The organism is Staphylococcus sp. IVB6214, from assembly GCF_025558585.1.
Classification (GTDB): Bacteria; Bacillota; Bacilli; order Staphylococcales; family Staphylococcaceae; genus Staphylococcus.
The window spans coordinates 1496098-1512912 of sequence record NZ_CP094723.1 but is presented as its reverse complement, the minus strand read 5'-3'; the positions used below and the strand labels follow the sequence as shown (position 1 = coordinate 1512912).

17 protein-coding genes are annotated in these 16815 nt (G+C 37.2%); 13 read left to right on the top strand and 4 right to left on the bottom strand.

Going from position 1 to position 16815, the window contains the following annotated elements; genetic code table 11:
• Positions 1-131 precede the first annotated feature (131 nt).
• The 3 genes from MUA51_RS07445 to MUA51_RS07435 are packed head-to-tail and all read left to right on the top strand — an operon-like array spanning position 132 to position 2123.
• Positions 132-338, top strand: coding sequence for a DUF1128 domain-containing protein (locus tag MUA51_RS07445; RefSeq protein WP_262559166.1), 207 nt, complete (start codon positions 132-134; stop codon positions 336-338).
• 14 nt (positions 339-352) lie between these two features.
• Positions 353-1591: an aminopeptidase gene (locus MUA51_RS07440; RefSeq protein WP_262559165.1), complete on the top strand. Its 1239-nt coding sequence runs from the start codon at positions 353-355 to the stop codon at positions 1589-1591.
• Between the two features lie 13 nt (positions 1592-1604).
• Positions 1605-2123, top strand: a complete 519-nt coding sequence (locus MUA51_RS07435) for an acyl-CoA thioesterase (protein WP_262559164.1) — start codon at positions 1605-1607, stop codon at positions 2121-2123.
• Between the two features lie 53 nt (positions 2124-2176).
• Here MUA51_RS07435 and yfkAB read toward each other — a convergent pair whose 3' ends face one another.
• Positions 2177-3328 carry a radical SAM/CxCxxxxC motif protein YfkAB gene (yfkAB, locus tag MUA51_RS07430; protein ID WP_262559162.1) on the bottom strand — a complete coding sequence of 384 codons (1152 nt, stop codon included), beginning with the start codon at positions 3326-3328 and terminating at the stop codon, positions 2177-2179.
• A gap of 299 nt (positions 3329-3627) precedes the next feature.
• Between yfkAB and MUA51_RS07425 the strand changes: the two genes are divergently transcribed.
• Together MUA51_RS07425 and MUA51_RS07420 are read left to right on the top strand one after the other, a co-directional pair.
• The gene (locus MUA51_RS07425; RefSeq protein ID WP_095117373.1) at positions 3628-3789 is read left to right on the top strand and encodes an SE1561 family protein; all 162 of its coding nucleotides are present in this window, start codon (positions 3628-3630) and stop codon (positions 3787-3789) included.
• 84 nt (positions 3790-3873) lie between these two features.
• Positions 3874-4389 (top strand): type 1 glutamine amidotransferase domain-containing protein, encoded by a 516-nt coding sequence (locus MUA51_RS07420; protein ID WP_262559160.1) that lies wholly within the window; start codon positions 3874-3876, stop codon positions 4387-4389.
• 127 nt (positions 4390-4516) lie between these two features.
• Here the strand turns inward: MUA51_RS07420 and MUA51_RS07415 are convergent, their stop codons facing one another.
• Positions 4517-6262, bottom strand: a complete 1746-nt coding sequence (locus tag MUA51_RS07415) for a pyruvate oxidase (RefSeq protein WP_262559158.1) — start codon at positions 6260-6262, stop codon at positions 4517-4519.
• Between the two features lie 202 nt (positions 6263-6464).
• On the opposite strand from MUA51_RS07415, the gene sgtB reads away from it, so the two are divergent.
• From sgtB to MUA51_RS07390, 5 genes are all read left to right on the top strand, one after another.
• Entirely contained in the window at positions 6465-7274 is an 810-nt protein-coding gene (sgtB, locus tag MUA51_RS07410) for a monofunctional peptidoglycan glycosyltransferase SgtB (protein ID WP_262559157.1), read from the top strand.
• A gap of 177 nt (positions 7275-7451) precedes the next feature.
• A complete protein-coding gene (recX, locus tag MUA51_RS07405; protein ID WP_262559156.1) occupies positions 7452-8258 on the top strand; it encodes a recombination regulator RecX in 807 nt (268 codons plus the stop codon).
• Positions 8248-8562 carry a YfhH family protein gene (locus tag MUA51_RS07400; RefSeq protein WP_262559155.1) on the top strand — a complete coding sequence of 105 codons (315 nt, stop codon included), beginning with the start codon at positions 8248-8250 and terminating at the stop codon, positions 8560-8562. Before recX ends, MUA51_RS07400 begins: the two co-directional genes overlap by 11 nt.
• 15 nt (positions 8563-8577) lie before the next feature.
• On the top strand, positions 8578-10107 hold the full coding sequence (locus tag MUA51_RS07395; RefSeq protein WP_262559154.1) for an ATP-binding cassette domain-containing protein: 1530 nt from the start codon (positions 8578-8580) through the stop codon (positions 10105-10107).
• Positions 10108-10117: 10 nt separating this feature from the next.
• Entirely contained in the window at positions 10118-10924 is an 807-nt protein-coding gene (locus tag MUA51_RS07390; protein ID WP_262559153.1) for an ABC transporter permease, read from the top strand.
• Positions 10925-10987: 63 nt separating this feature from the next.
• Here MUA51_RS07390 and MUA51_RS07385 read toward each other — a convergent pair whose 3' ends face one another.
• Positions 10988-11965 carry a metal-dependent hydrolase gene (locus MUA51_RS07385; RefSeq protein ID WP_262559152.1) on the bottom strand — a complete coding sequence of 326 codons (978 nt, stop codon included), beginning with the start codon at positions 11963-11965 and terminating at the stop codon, positions 10988-10990.
• A gap of 89 nt (positions 11966-12054) precedes the next feature.
• On the opposite strand from MUA51_RS07385, the gene mutY reads away from it, so the two are divergent.
• From mutY to MUA51_RS07370, 3 genes are all read left to right on the top strand, one after another.
• On the top strand, positions 12055-13098 hold the full coding sequence (mutY, locus tag MUA51_RS07380; protein WP_262559151.1) for an A/G-specific adenine glycosylase: 1044 nt from the start codon (positions 12055-12057) through the stop codon (positions 13096-13098).
• 80 nt (positions 13099-13178) lie between these two features.
• Positions 13179-13721: a nucleoside tri-diphosphate phosphatase gene (gene ntdP / locus MUA51_RS07375; protein ID WP_095117363.1), complete on the top strand. Its 543-nt coding sequence runs from the start codon at positions 13179-13181 to the stop codon at positions 13719-13721.
• A 193-nt stretch (positions 13722-13914) separates the two neighbouring features.
• Positions 13915-15651, top strand: a complete 1737-nt coding sequence (locus MUA51_RS07370) for an ABC transporter ATP-binding protein (RefSeq protein WP_262559149.1) — start codon at positions 13915-13917, stop codon at positions 15649-15651.
• A gap of 39 nt (positions 15652-15690) precedes the next feature.
• On the opposite strand, the gene MUA51_RS07365 is transcribed toward MUA51_RS07370, so the two are convergent.
• Positions 15691-16785, bottom strand: a complete 1095-nt coding sequence (locus MUA51_RS07365) for an FUSC family protein (RefSeq protein ID WP_262559148.1) — start codon at positions 16783-16785, stop codon at positions 15691-15693.
• Positions 16786-16815 lie beyond the last annotated feature (30 nt).

Below are 16815 nucleotides of genomic sequence, written 5' to 3'. Positions count from 1 at the left end.
AATCTGCTGCTTAATCAGTGAATAAAACGTTATCTTAGGTGTTATTAACAGTATTTTTTTGTTTCATTTAACAGAATAAGAGACTTTTGATTGAAGTATGTTAAAATATTGGAATGAAAGGGTGATTAGAGATGGAAAAAGATATTGCAACAATGATTTTAGCGATTCGAGACCGTTTAAAATTAGTAAATCCCGGCTTGATTGATCCGGATTATTATTCTGACTCACATCGTGAAGACATAGAAGATATTTATACGTATGTGATGTCGAAAGATACATTCACACCCCAAGAAATGACTGGTATTACTGAAGCATTAGGGGAACTACGTCAATCATAAGAGGAGGCAAATCTATGACGAGAGAAGAAAAGTTACAACAATATGCCCAATTACTCGTACGTGTCGGCATGAATGTACAACAGGGACAACCAGTGTATATTCGAACAACCGTTGATGCAGTTGACTTTACAAGACGTATTGTGAAAGAAGCATATGAAGCGGGTGCATCTGATGTACATGTCAAATACACAGATCCTATATTGAAGCGCTATGCGTATCAATACGAACCGCTAGATTTCTTTGAACAAGAAGTAAAAAGTTTTGATGTTGAAGAGCGAATGGATTATGCGAACCGTGGTGCAAGCAATCTTGCGTTATTAACAGAAGACCCAGATTTGATGAATGGTATTGATGCTGAAAAGTTAAAAGCAACGCAGTTACGCTATGGACAAGCATTCAAACCCTATATGGTTCAATCACAAAAAAATGCATTTCCATGGCTTGTTGCAGCATATCCATCTGTCGATTGGGCAAAAAGAGTGTATCCACAATTAGATGATCAAGAAGCGTTTGATACATTTTTAGATGATATTCTTGCGATTGTCCGTGTAGATGGTCATGACCCAGTCGAGAATTGGCGCGTTCACACTGAACAACTGAAAGAACGTGCAGCTTGGTTGAATGACAAAGCATATACAGCATTGCATTTCATATCGAAAGGGACAGACCTACGTATCGGACTTCCTGATCATCATATTTGGGAAGAACCGACGAGCTATACACCAGATGGGCAAGCATTCGTTGCAAATATCCCAACAGAAGAAGTGTTTACAGCACCACATTGTGAACGTGTCGATGGATATGTATCTAACACATTGCCATTAAGCTATAATGGTACGATAATCGATGGATTCAAGCTGACTTTTGAACAAGGTCGAGTTGTTGACTTTGAAGCGGAACAGGGAGCAGAAGTACTGCGTTCTTTATTAGAAACGGATGAAGGCGCACGTCGACTTGGCGAAGTGGCACTTGTCCCTGATGATTCACCTATTTCTAACCGCAATACAATATTCTATAACACATTGTTTGATGAAAATGCTTCTTGTCATATTGCGCTTGGTTCTGCGTATGCCTTTAATATCAAAGGCGGTACTGAAATGGATGACGAGACGTTGGCAAAGCATGGTCTAAACGACTCATTAACACACGTTGACTTTATGATTGGTAGTGCAGATTTGAACGTCTACGGTGTCAAAGCTGATGGTCAGGAAGAACCTGTGTTTGAAAATGGTAACTGGGTTAACTTAAAATAATTGAGGTGGAAAGATGACAGTCAATAAAAAATCGATGAGAGAATCTAAAACGTATAAATCACGTCAAGTTTTCCCTCAAGATACGAATCATCTAGGCACATTGTTTGGCGGGACATTGATGGCGAACATTGATGAAATTGCTGCAATATGTGCGATGAAACATGCAAATAATACAGTTGTAACAGCATCGACAGATTCAGTCGACTTTCTCTTACCGATTAAAAACGGGGATATTGTAACCTATATCGCAATGGTGACGTATTCAGGTAAGTCTTCAATGGAAGTATGCGTTCAAATTATGATTGATGATATTTACAAAGGCAAACATCAGTTAGCAGCATTAAGCTTTTTAACTTTTGTTGCTCTCGATGAATCAGGTAAACCTACGCCAGTCGCTGAAGTCTATCCTGAAACAGATATTGAACGTTGGTTCCATGAAACAGGGGAAGCACGTGTAAAGCGTCGTAAAGAGCGTCGTGAAGAAAGTAAAAAGACAATACAATTTTTATCTGAAATTGACCAAAATCAGTAATTTAAATATGAACAAAGGCACGGATTTTATTCAACGAAATCCGTGCCTTAATTTTATCTGTTTTGAAGGTATTGCTGATGCATCTGTTTTTCTAACGCTTTAAAGTCTTCATTAGGATAATACATATTTTTGACTAATACATTTGGACCTAAACAGCTTACGTGTGGACAGTGACAATTGATGCTGTTTGATAACGATGATGCAAGCCACTTGTCAAATACAGACGTGAGTGTGTCAGTTTGGATATTTGCCAGTGTGCCCGTTTCGTCACCAAAGTCTGTTACAATGACGTTTCCGGTGAACACATTGACATTTAAACGACTACGTCCATCTGGATCGTTGCGCATTGAGACATTAGGTGCTTGTTGAAGTCTTTGACGTAGCACTGTATCTTCTTCACTATCTAGACATGGGAAGATAGGTAGTGTACCAAAAAGCATCCATACGTTAGGATCACGAAAATCGAGTAACTGATGAATGGCATTTTTCATTTCAGTCAATGATAAGACTTCGAGCTGACTGGCGAAATCTGCTGGATACATCGGATGAATTTCATGACGCTGACATTTCATAGTCTGAACAACTTCTTTATGAATTTTTTCAAGATATGGGGCAGTTTGTTTGTTCAACATTGTTTCTGCTGAGACAAACATACCTTGTTCACTCAATGTTTGTGCATTGCTTAGCATTTGTTCAAATAAGCGTGTACGTGCTTGTAATGGCGGTTTCTTTTCCATCGCACCGAAGCCGACTTCAGTGAATGTCTCGATTGTTCCCCAGTTGTGAGAGATATGCATAACATCGATGTACTCTGCAATATCTAAGTAGCGATCGAGTGGTAATGTTAAGTTTGAGTTCATTTGAACATAAATACCACGGCGTTTCGCATATTGCAGCAATGGTTTAACGACATCACGAATTGATTTTTTAGAAAACATTGGCTCTCCACCGGTAATTGAAATGGTACGAAGTGTTGGAATTTCATCGAGCCTTTTTAGAATAAGAGACATTGGGAGTGGGTCAGGATCACGGGTTTGAAGTGTATATCCTACTGCACAGTGGCTACAACGCATATTACATAAGTTGGTCGTTGTGAATTCAACGTTACTTAATGTCAGTTGTCCATGTTGTTCTATATCACGATAAGGTTCCCATGGATCATTGTTGATCGTTATTTTATTCTTTAAGCTGCCTTCTAAAGCCATTTGTCAGATTCCTTCTTTCTTAGACGGTATCAAACTGATAACGCTAAAGTTTTATAATTGTTAATGTATTTATGCTCACGACATTTCATTTTCCAATTCTTTCGCCTTTTTGTCAAATCAATCTTTATTTTTAAAATCATGATCTATTTGATATGATAAAATTAAGAAGTAAAAAATAATTGTAGTTATTCTTGATAAAATAGAATCATAAAAGATTCGAGTCATTACACATAGGATTAGTATCATATGCCTGAACCTATGAAACTAAGTTCAATTACATTAAAGGAGAAGACATTCGTATGAAAGAACCACAAACAATTAATCAAGTGAAGGAACGTTTATCACAATTTATTGAGGAGATGTCACATGTTAACCCAGATGAAGTTGAAGTGGCAGATATTGATGAATGGATTGCGTTGTTAGATCAACTTGAAGAAAAAGTAAATCAATTACGTCATTAATTAAAAAATTTCTTTAATTATGTTTAATTGAGATGATTATCGGTTAAATGTAAAACATCAAGAAATGAAGAAAGGTGAGTATTTATGACGAAACAAGTTGCAGTATTATTAGCAGATGAATTTGAAGATATCGAATTAACGAGTCCAGCGGAAGCGATTGAAGCAGCGGGACATAAAGTCGTAATTATCGGTGATACAGAGGGTGCAACGATTAATGGTAAGCATGGCGAGAAAGCAGTCGCTGATGTAAGTATTGCAGATGCAAAACCAGAAGATTATGATGCATTACTATTACCTGGTGGCTTTTCACCTGACCATTTACGTGGAGATGAAGAAGGGCGATATGGTAAATTCGCTGCACACTTTATGACAGCTGACTTACCTGTGTTTGCTATTTGTCACGGACCACAAATCCTTATAGATACAGACGCACTGACTAATAGAACAGTAACAGCAGTACTTAATGTTCGTAAAGACTTACAAAATGCAGGTGCAACAGTTGTGGATCAATCTGTTGTTGTAGATCGCAACATCGTAACAAGCCGTACACCTGATGACTTAGGTGACTTTAACCGTGAAATTCAAAATCAACTAAAATAATAATTTGAATAAGCGAAAAACCGCAATGTCTTTTTAGGCATTGCGGTTTTTTAGGTGCAAATTTATAAGAGCATATCTTCATATATGATATGAGACATTATTTTTTATTTTCAAATCGTTTTTAAAGTTATAAAAAGCGTTTAGCAGCTGTTGACATAGGTGGCATCTCATCAATCACAACTTTGCCATCTTCTGTTAAGCTTCGATATGCCCATTTTGCATAGTTCTTCGCTTCTTCTGGTAAAATTTTACCTGGAAGAGGAGCAGCATTTGGGTCTACATATACATTGACAACAACTGGTTTATGTTGTTGTACTGCTGTTTGCACAATAGCGTCGATGTCTTCTGGATCTTTCAACGTATAACCGATACCACCGCATAATTCAGCAAACTTCGCAAAATCCATATCACTGAATGAAATACCATATTCCAGTTCTCCTGCAGCTTGTTGCTCATATTTAATGAATGATAGTTCTTGATTGTTCAAGACGAAAATCACCATTGGAAGATGGTATTGCACGGCAGTCGCAAAGTCTTGCATCACCATTTCAAATGCACCATCACCAGTAATCGCAATGACTTGACGTTCAGGAAAAGCGATGCGTGATGCGATGGCAGTTGGTAGGGCACAGCCCATCGTACCAAGCCAGCTTGATGTAATAAAGTGATTGCTTGTTGATAATTTCAAGTAACGTGTAGACCAAACAGTTGAAGTTCCGACATCTGTGGCAATCACGCTGTCAGGTGTAATGACCTTGTTGATTGCATCCATAAGTCGCTCTGGACGAATCGGTTCAGATGTATTTTGGGCATCTTCTTGCATCCATTGATCCCAAGTTTGTTTATGATCTAACATTTCATTCAAGAATGGTCGTTTTTCGACTGTTTCGACAGCATCAATGAGTAACTGTAAGGCTGTTTTTGTATCACCGACAATTGGTGCATCAATATTGAATCGATGGCCAATAGCGTCAGGATTGATATCAATTTGAATGGCTTTAATATCTTTTTTAGGCAAATAATTTACGTACGGATAGTTCGTACCAATTAAGATTAGCAAGTCAGCACTTTGCATTGCTTGATAGGATGGCTTTGTTCCAATCTTGCCGATATTCCCCAAATTGTATGGGTGAGCATCACTTACAACTGTTTTTGCAGGAAGCGTCACCATCGTTGGGATTTTCAATTTCTCAATCAATGTACGAACTTCATCTTTCGCATGTTTGGCACCAAGCCCTACGAGTGCAACAGGTTTTTTGCTGTTTTTAAGCAGTGTAGCGGCATTTTCAATTTGATGTGCTGATGCCATTTGTACAGTTGGCAATGACTGATCTACACTGTCAGGGAAATCAGCATTAATTTTTGTATTTAAAATGTTGTTAGGCAATGTTAAGACGGCGACACCATTTTTTTCATAAGCTGTGCGAATTGCCTCATCAACAATGTCGAATATGCGAGGGGCATCGCTATCGTTCAGTTGATAATTGTACACAGCAACATCTTCGAATAAGTGTGTTAAGTTCACCTCTTGGAATGCTTTTGTACCGAGTTGGTCGCTATCCGCTTGTCCAGCAAGAATTAGCTGAGGGACGTTATCCATTTTTGCATCATACATCCCGTTCAAGAGATGAATCGCACCGGGTCCACCAATACTTAAAGCAACACCAATTTTTCCGGTTAATTTTGTATAAGCAGCTGCAGAAAGACTTGCAACTTCTTCATGGCGTACATGAACAAATTTAATGCGAGACTCCGCCGCTTTTAACCCATCTACGACCGCATCGATGGAGTCACCCGGAATACCGTATACGTGATCAATATCCCAAGCTTCTAATGCACGAATTAATCCCATATTCGCTTTTACTTTTGACATACAACATACTTCCTTTCTTAAAATAAGACTACTCATTATATACCCACTTTTTAAGAAATTAAGACATTCTGTCAATCATATTCAAGGTGATTGATACGTTTATTCTCATGCTGGAGACTGATTTTAATCGTATAGTATAGATTAAATGATAAAGTCTTGATACACTTTGAATAATAAGACTAGAGAAAGTAGGTCAACATGCATGAAAAGATCTGACCGAATAGCACGAAGCCAACAGCCATATGCTAAAAATGAGCCGCACTACAATACGTATTATCGCCCAGTTGGAACACCACCAAGTAAAAAAAGACCGAGACGAATTTTTCGTACTTTGCTTCTTACATTAATAGTCATTGCGCTTTTATTTATTGGAGTCATGTTCTTCCTATCACAAAGAGCAGATGTGTCGGACTTGTCTCAAATTGAACAAAAAGCGACGTATGTAGATGCTGAAGCAATGCCGAGCTATACAAAAGGCGCTTTTGTTGCGGTGGAAGATAGACGCTTTTATAAACATCATGGTGTCGATTTTAAAGGGAGTATCCGAGCGATTTTTTCATCGATTAAAGATCCGGATCAACTGCAAGGGGGAAGTACAATAACCCAGCAATTAGTTAAAAATTATTATTACGATAATCAACAGACGATGACAAGAAAGCTAAAGGAAATGTTTGTCGCATGGCGTGTAGAAGATGAATATGAAAAAGATGAAATCTTGAGCTATTATTTGAATAACATCTTCTTTGGTGATAATAGCTATACGATTGAATCGGCTGCCAATTATTATTTTGGCACGACGACAAATGTCAATAATACGAATCTCCCACAAATTACCGTTTTACAAAGTGCAATCCTGGCGAGTAAGGTCAATGCACCATCAGTATACCGTGTCAATGATATGTCACCATCATTTGTCAATCGCACAAAGTCAACATTGGAAAAGATGAAACAGCAAGGTTATATCACAGAAACACAATATACGGAAGCACTGCAACAATTAGGTGCCTCATAACATATTTCGTAAAGTCTCTTTTGAACTTTATCCCACAGAACACCATGATTTATAATTGGATATGTGGGATTTCTTTTTGGTTATAAATCCGTACATTATATGTGTTTTGCATGTGTCAAATCGAATAATTAACTATAATGAAATAATTAGACCGAGTATATGGAGAGAGGTGATAGGATGGCGACAATTTCAAAAATTGAAGTTCAAAAAAAACATCATGAGCGTTTCAACCTTTATATTGATGGTGAATTTAAGGCAGGTATCTCAATCGATACACTTGTTGATTTTAATTTGAAAAAGGGAGATATCGTCGACGATGCACAATTGAAGCGTATTCTTGAGAGAGAACATCAACAACAAGCAAATAATGATGCGATTAATTATTTATCTCATCGCAAGCGTACACGACATGAAATAAGTACGCACCTAGAGAGAAAAGATTATTCAGAATCAGTGATTGCCAATGCGATTGCCTATTGTGAACGACTCCGCTTAATTGATCACGAAGATTATGTTGAAAGTTTAAAGAACACGATGTTGCGAACGACTGATAAGGGACCTGAAGTGTTTCGACAAAAGTTATACAAAGCGGGAATTGAAGGGTCGTTATTGGAAGCAGGTGTTGAGCAATACAAGGAAGAGCAGTCATTTGAACAAATTTGTCGTGTTGCACAAAAAATAGTTCGCCAAAAAAAAGGTCCTGTGGCAAAAATCAGACAGCAAGTGCAACAGTCATTGATGCAAAAAGGATATCAGATGGATACGATTCATTCCGTCATTGAGGCGTTAGATTTTCAACAAGATCCAGAAATCATCGATAACTTATTGCAACGTGATCTAGAGAAAATTTATAATAAATATCAGAAACGTTATAATGGATATACATTAACAATGAAAACAATGGAAGCACTCGTAAGAAAAGGATATGCGTATGAGGATGTCCAACGAAAAATAAGAGAGAGTGGGATTGAAGATGAATCATAAACGTCTAAGTGACATGAATCGACAAGAAATATTTCACGAAATACAAACCTACAAGGAAAAAATGCGTAAAGCTGAAATGAATGGTATTATGAATGAATATGATGTCTATCAAAATAAAGTGGTCATTGCTGAAAGTTATTTAGTTGACCCAGAAGACGTTGAATTAGGCAAAATATATGCACTTTTAGATGGATCGGATGACCATTTTAAAGTAGAACGTCTTAAAGGTGTATTTGCATGGGGATACCGTTTGAATCGTACAAGATTTGAAGAAGGTCTCCCATTGTCATTACTAAAATTGTAGAAGGGGTTTACACGGATGAGCAATGCAATTGTGTTGAAGATGATCAATGTGACGCACTATTATCGTAATCAAAAAAAACAAAATGTGCTAAAGCCCTTTAGTTATCAACCTGAAGATATTGAATTAAATAATATCACGTTACATATTTATCAAGGTGAGGCGCTCGGGATCATCGGTGAAGAAGCGTCTTCCAAATCATTAGTGGGTGAGATTCTAGCGGGAACAGTCTTACCTGACAAAGGACGTATTGTTCGTAAAGCTTCGTTATTCTATGCAAATATGAATCAAAAACTCGCAGAGCATGTGCGTGTCATTGATTATATCAATGATGTGATTCAACTCTATGAATTCGAGGTACCTGAACATAAAGCAATTCAAGTATTAAAGTATGCCCATCTAGATGCTCAGAAAAACGATTGGATACATGATTTGACGGATGAGCAATATGCGCAACTGATGTTTAGTCTTGCGCGTTCCTCGAATGCTGAAGTTGTGATTTTAAGTCACATATTATCGTATTTGGATCAAGGTTTTTTTGAAAAAGCGAAAGAGATGGTTCGGGAATATGTTGAAGAAGGTTTGACTTGGGTTGCGATAGACAACGATGTGGACAAAATTAAGGCGGTCAGCAACTATATCGTGTGGATATCGCACGGGCAATTGCGCAAAGAAGGATATGTTAAACAAGTTATACCTGCCTTTGAACAACATATGCAAGATAGATTAAGCATAACATCACAAGAAGCGTTAAATCATTTTGATGAGGATTGGAAACGCAATCGTTCAAAGATGCCAGAAGTCACGTATAACTTTAAACGAATTGAGCGATATCATCATGCGACACCACCTGTCTTTTTAGCACGTATATGGACATGGACAGCTATTTTTATTGCTGGGATGTTCGTGTCGAGTTTGTTGATATTCAATAATTTAGGAAAGTTAGATGCAACACAATATATATCCCATAATACGTTGACAGATCAGCCGAAACATCAATATACTGAAAAACTTGCATATGGCATTGTGAATGCGGATCAAACAACAATGACAGCACTTCATCAAAAAGGGGCAGATGTCAAAGTACCACAACATGCAATAGTTACAATTACAGGAGAGAGTAAAAGATCGTACCGTGTGACACACAATGATAAAAACTATCGTATTGCTAAAGAGAATGTTCATTATTTTAATCCGGCAGCCCTGTACAATCCAATTGAAAGAGATGCGTTAGCGCCTTTTATGAAAGATAACTATATCAATTATGTTGATTATTTTAATGGAGAGCTGCACAAATCACATGGTGAAGTCAATGAACAGTTAGTACCAGAAAAGAAAAATCGCTATGTTGAACCAATCTTACAACAACCGATTGCGATGTTGTTCAATGATCAAAATAAGTTAATAGGGTATCGTTTTCCAATTGTGAAAGAACAAGAATTAAAAGAAAAATATCATATTGATGAAGAGACATGGACGGCCAAAACAGAAGCGGGATATTTTATTGCCGATTTTAAAACACATCAATGGATTTTTATAGAATTGTAGGTGAGCACAGATGTTAGAGCGTTTCATTCAATTTTTTCATGAGATTCCTCGATATTTCCGCTATGCATTGTATCGTGTCATGATGCATAAAAGATGGGTTGTTTTAACGTTTTTAGTCAGTAGTTTAGTTATGTTCGTCACAGTGCTAGCCTTCAAAATATTAGGGACAATTGATATTACACAAGCTTCTATCAATTATCGACTGACTGGTCTGATTACGTTTGCTGTAATTTGGATTGCTATATATAATAACTATCGATTATTTCCAAGAGATTATTATGTGACAAGACACTTTAACAGTAACCCATTTTTACATGTTGCACTATCTGGGTTGCTGTATGGTCTGACACTTTTTCTATTAATGGTTGTTATGATTATTACAAAATCTATCAATACAGATACAACATGGTTTGGCGTCTTCTTTTATAGTTTGATGAGTCTCTTTTTTATGATTACATTGTCATTTTTATTAGGTATCATCTATATGCTATATCCTAAGTTAAATCAATTGTACATCATTATTTCTGTTGTACTATTATTGTTGTTGCCAATATTCTATCTCCCAGATAAAGTAACAGGTGTGATGGAACACCTATTAATGCTGAATCCTTTATACTACTTAGTAAATGGCATGCAACAATCCGTTATCGTCGGACATGATGCAGTGAATCACTTAGGTTATCACTTATACTTTTGCTGTTTTATGGGATTAATGATTGTGTTTAGCTTTGCACTGAGAGATTATGTGACACAACTAAAACCGAACGAACATTCACATAGTCATTCAAATGTTGAGGAAGAAGAAACAATCGATTAGCATACAAAAACCCGATGAACTTCAATCTGTATTGGAGTCCATCGGGTTTTCTGTTCGTTATGATTAGTGGGCATATAGCTTTTTCATTAACTTATCTTCACTGAAGACCCACCCTGTAAATGAATGTAGAACATGTAAATCTTTATCTAAATGTACGATAGCTACAAACTGATAGTGGCCATTTTTTAAATAGCGCAAATCAATCAGTCGCAATTCAATCGTTTCATCATCGATATATTCAATGTGCCAACGATAGATTGACGAGAAATTTAAAAATGCACGGACATTTGGATCGGTTCGAACAGGTTCCATCATGTCGATGTCTGGAAGCGGTTGGCGTTTTACTTTGTCACTAAAAACAATGTTTCGGCCATAACTTCTTCCAACGTAGTCATATGTTTCTGTTTGGATGGCAATGCGCCACTGCATAAAACGAATCGTAGGCGCAACAAATACTTTTGTAGGGCGACCGAGATGTTGTACTTGATTCAATGCTTGTTTTTTGAGCCAGTTGCGCATGACAAAACGTAAAATATAGTACGCAATCAGGATCATTACAACGGAACCAAATACGAGATATGCTTGTCCACCTAATGACCATAACACAATCGCTGTTAATAGAATAATGAATATAATCGGGTCAAATGTATTGATGACACTCAACTGTATCCATTTATTAGAGAAGGGACGCAAAGCTTGTGTACCATATGAGTTGAAAATATCAACGAAAACATGAAGTGCCACAGAGAGTTGTGCCCACATCCAAATTTGTAGTGGTGGTACACCTGATACAAATATATAGGTGATAAAAGTTATTAATAAGGGCCACAAGAGCGTGAACGGAATCGAATGGGTAATTCCTCTATGATGGGTAATATAGGTTGCGTTATTTTTTAATTTTAGTACAGTATCTATATCAGGAATTAAAGATCCTGTGATAATGACGGTAGCAGATGCAGCAAAGTGTTCACTAAGTGTTGGGTCAGTCGTTGCAAGTGCTGTTAAACCTACACCAATTGCTATATGTGTTGCTGTGTCCATTTATCTCACTCATTTCAATCATTCTTAATTTAATTATAAGGGAAATTTTATAGGAACTAAACTATTTAAGGTGTACAAAGGAGCAATTTATGTATTCAGAACCATCATTTAAAGAAACATTGATTACTTGGTTTGATCAACATCAACGCCAAATGCCTTGGCGTGAAACGAAAAATCCTTACTACATTTGGGTCAGTGAAGTGATGCTACAACAGACGCAAGTGGATACAGTGAGAAGTTATTATGAAAGATTTATTTCAGACTTTCCAACAATTGAGTCACTAGCGAGTGCAGATGAAGATGATGTATTAAAGCGCTGGGAAGGCCTTGGTTATTATAGTCGTGCGCGCAATTTTCATGCAGCAGCGAAAGAAGTAGTTGAAAAACACCATGGTGTCGTGCCAGACGAGCCTGATGCATTTCTTGCGTTGAAAGGTGTTGGACCATATACTCAGGCTGCGGTGATGAGCATTGCGTTTGATTTAGCATTGGCAACAGTTGACGGCAATGTTTTCCGTGTATGGTCGCGTTTGAACGATGATACACATGATACAGCACTACAAAAAACACGAAAAATATATGAACAAGCCTTAAATCCATATGTTCAAACAAAATCTGGGACGTTTAACCAAGCGATGATGGAACTTGGCGCTTTGATCTGTACGCCGACATCACCAATGTGTTTATTTTGTCCTGTACAAGAACATTGTGAAGCATTTGAAAAAGGGACAGTTTTAGAGCGTCCGATTAAAACGAAAAAACAAAAGAAAACATTGCATAAATATCAAGTCATCTACATTGAAGATGCAGATGGAAATATACTTGTTGAGCAACGTGATGAAAGCTTACTTCGAGGAATGTGGCAATTTCCACTCTATCCAGTTGATATTGCACATACTGATATTGAAAAAGAATTTGCCGATACAATTTCAATAGATGAACAACCCACTTTGCGATTAAAACATCAATTTACACATAAAACTTGGGATATTGAAGTATATCGAGCAACGATAACCTCTCATCATATGGGAGGTAATCCATTTCGTCGTTGGATACCGAGTGTCGAGAAGAAACGATACACATTTCCTGTTCCAATGACTAAAATATTCAATGCGATACAGCAAGCGGATTAATTAAGTCATGGAAAGTTATATGCTATAATAATGTAGCATTTATGAAGTCGTAATAACATGATAAAAAGGTGGTGTAACAAGTGGTAAAAGCAAGGATCCCCAAAGAGGGGACAGCAATTAAAATCCAATCCTACAAGCATGATGGCAGTATTCATCGTGTATGGTCCGAAACAACAATCCTTAAAGGAACGGAAGATGTAGTGATTGGTGGTAATGATCACACACTTGTTACGGAAAGTGACGGTCGTACTTGGGTGACACGTGAACCAGCCATTGTATACTTCCACTCAGAGTACTGGTTCAACGTTATTTGTATGTTTCGTGAAGATGGTATTTACTATTACTGTAATCTTTCGTCCCCCTTTGTCTGTGATGAAGAAGGGTTGAAATATATTGATTATGATTTAGATATAAAAGTGTATCCGAATGGTAAGTATCATTTGCTTGATGAAGATGAATATGAGCAACATATGAAACAAATGAACTACTCCAAAGAAATTGATACTATTTTACGTGCGAACGTTGATATTCTGCAACAGTGGATTGAGCATAAGAAGGGGCCATTTGCACCAGATTTTATCAAAGTATGGCGCAATCGATTTCAAAAAATAAATAAAAGATAAATGAATGGGGCGTAAGGGGCGATGATGTATCTCAATAGATACGTGCTTTCTTACCCCCATCGATTTGTGTCTTTTTCATTCTAATATACGCTTGTGAAATTTTAGAAACCAACGAACAATCATAAGATAACGATATGATTTAATGCACTATTTTATGACGAACCTAATAAAAATTGAATATGGAGGGAACACCATGATTAGACGCTATCTTGAGTTTGTAAAGCCTTACAAATGGCTCATCTTCGGTACCATTATTGTAGGTATACTCAAATTTGGCATCCCATTGTTGATTCCATTATTGATTAAGTACGTGATTGATGATGTGATTAATAATGGGGCGTTAAGTATTTCTGACAAATATACACAATTGATGATCGCAATGGGTATTGCGGCATTTATTTTTGTCATTGTACGACCGCCCATTGAGTTTTTACGTCAGTACATGGCGCAATGGACAAGTAACAAAATATTATATGATATACGAAAAAAACTTTATGATCACTTACAGGCGCTCAGCTCTCGTTTTTATGCCAACAATAAAGCGGGAGAAGTCATTTCCCGTGTGATCAATGATGTGGAACAGACGAAAGATTTCATATTGACAGGACTTATGAATATCTGGCTTGACTGTATTACGATTATCATCGCTTTATCAGTCATGTTTTTCTTAGATGTAAAACTAACATTTGCAGCAATTGTCGTCCTCCCATTTTATATATTAACCGTGTATTTCTTCTTCGGTCGTTTGCGAGAATTAACACGTCAACGTTCTCAAAAATTAGCCGAAACACAAGGCTTTTTACATGAACGTGTCAACGGTATGGCCGTTATTAAAAGCTTTGCAATTGAAGACAATGAAGCGAAAAATTTTGATAAACGAAATACCAATTTCTTAAATAAAGCCTTTCGTCACACACGTTGGAATGCGTATTCATTCTCAGCAATTAATACAGTTACTGACATTGGACCACTGATTGTGATCGGTTACGGTGCATACCTTGCCATTTCAGGAGATGTTACAGTCGGAACATTGGCGGCATTCGTAAGTTATCTTGAACAATTGTACGGGCCATTACGTCGACTTGTTTCTTCTTTTACAACGTTGACACAAAGTTTTGCATCGATGGACCGTGTATTCCAATTATTCGATGAACCATATGACATTAAAAATCTACCGAATGCACAACCTTACAAAATAGAACGTGGTGATATTGGTATTCATAATATCTCTTTTCGTTACAATGAAGACGAACGTGAGGTACTTAAAAATATCAATCTAGACATTCAACACGGTGAAACTGTTGCATTTGTCGGCATGAGTGGGGGCGGCAAGTCAACATTGATCACTTTGATTCCGCGTTTTTATGATGTGACATCAGGTGATATTACGATTGATGGTCATCCAATTCAAGACTTCGAAACAGGAAGTTTGAGACGACAAATTGGCATGGTACAACAAGACAACATTTTATTTTCCGATACTGTTAAAGAAAACATCTTACTTGGGCGTCCTGATGCTACTTTTGAAGAAGTGGTCGCTGCTGCTAAAATGGCAAACGCACATGATTTTATTATGACGTTACCGAACGGATATGATACGGAAGTCGGTGAGCGTGGTGTGAAGTTATCAGGTGGTCAAAAACAACGCTTATCGATTGCACGTATATTCTTAAACGACCCACCGATACTCATATTGGATGAAGCAACAAGTGCATTAGACCTTGAAAGTGAAGCAATTATTCAAGATGCACTTGAAACACTCAGTCACGATCGTACGACATTGATTGTGGCACATCGACTCTCAACGATTACACATGCTGATCGCATAGTTGTCATTGAAAATGGTCAAATTGTCGAAAGTGGTTCACACGAAGACTTGATGCAGCGACAAGGCGCGTATCAACGACTATACAATATTCAAAATCTATAATGAAAAACCGTCCACTGCACTTGGTGGACGGTTTTTGTGTTATAAATCGAAATCTTCTTCTAAAATATCAATTTCTGGATCATTTGCATGATACTTAAAGTAACTAATACTCAAGCGGTTTAAATGTTCTAAGTTATAACGATATTCTTCCAAAGCAGAAATCACATGAATAATATTGCGATATGAATAGTCCTGCTGATCCGGGTTGTGCGTCACTTCATCTTGAAAAGCATCCATGAGTTCTCGCTTTAAAGGGTTTGGGATTTTTTCTGTCGTTTCAGGCATGTTGAACTTCGCCTTTTTCGTAATACTGATTAAAATCTGCTCGTGAAATTGTGTTAATTCATCAATTTCTAACTTCATTTGTAATCGTAATGTGTCACTTAAATGCGTCATATCATTTTGATAACGGTTCATTCGTTTCAACACATCATAGGCATCACGTGTAGAAAGGACCATTTCTTTGAACAATATCTTTTTTCTAATAAGGGCATAGCGCTGTTTTTTCGTAAATGGTCGCTCTTCTTTGTAATACTCTAACAACTGCTCTAAGTTCACAATACGTTGCCTTAACACTTCGAGGTCAGTTTTTACATGATTAAACTCTGTGGCATCATTGAGTACAAGCTTGAACCATTTAAAAATGTCTGTTGTGATGTGCAAGGAGTTATAGTAAATCTTTGTTTCAAACTTTGGTGGTAGGAAAGTCAAGTTGACAATGAAAGAACTAATGACACCAATCATTACCAAAGTAAAACGATAAAATGCAGAAACATAAAATGAACCATCATGTTGCCCCATAATAATCAATGCTGTAACGGTTGCTAATGTCGCAACATGTGCAATGTTCAATTTGTATAGTAGGGCGATCAGTAGAATAACCGTTGCTCCCATGATAAGCATATTGTTACCGAATACAGTAACCATTACCACTGCTAATAACGCCCCGATAATGTTTCCTTGAAATTGATCAATAATGGTTTTAAAGGTTCGATAAACACTTGGTTGCATTGCGACAACAGCTGCAATACCTGCGACAGTCACCATACCTGCTTCGGTTGGTAACAGTGAAGCGACTGCAACTGCCAGTATAATCGCAATACCTGTTTTTAAAATTCTTGCTCCTAATTTCAAATAATAGCGCTCCTTTAATCATATTCCCTT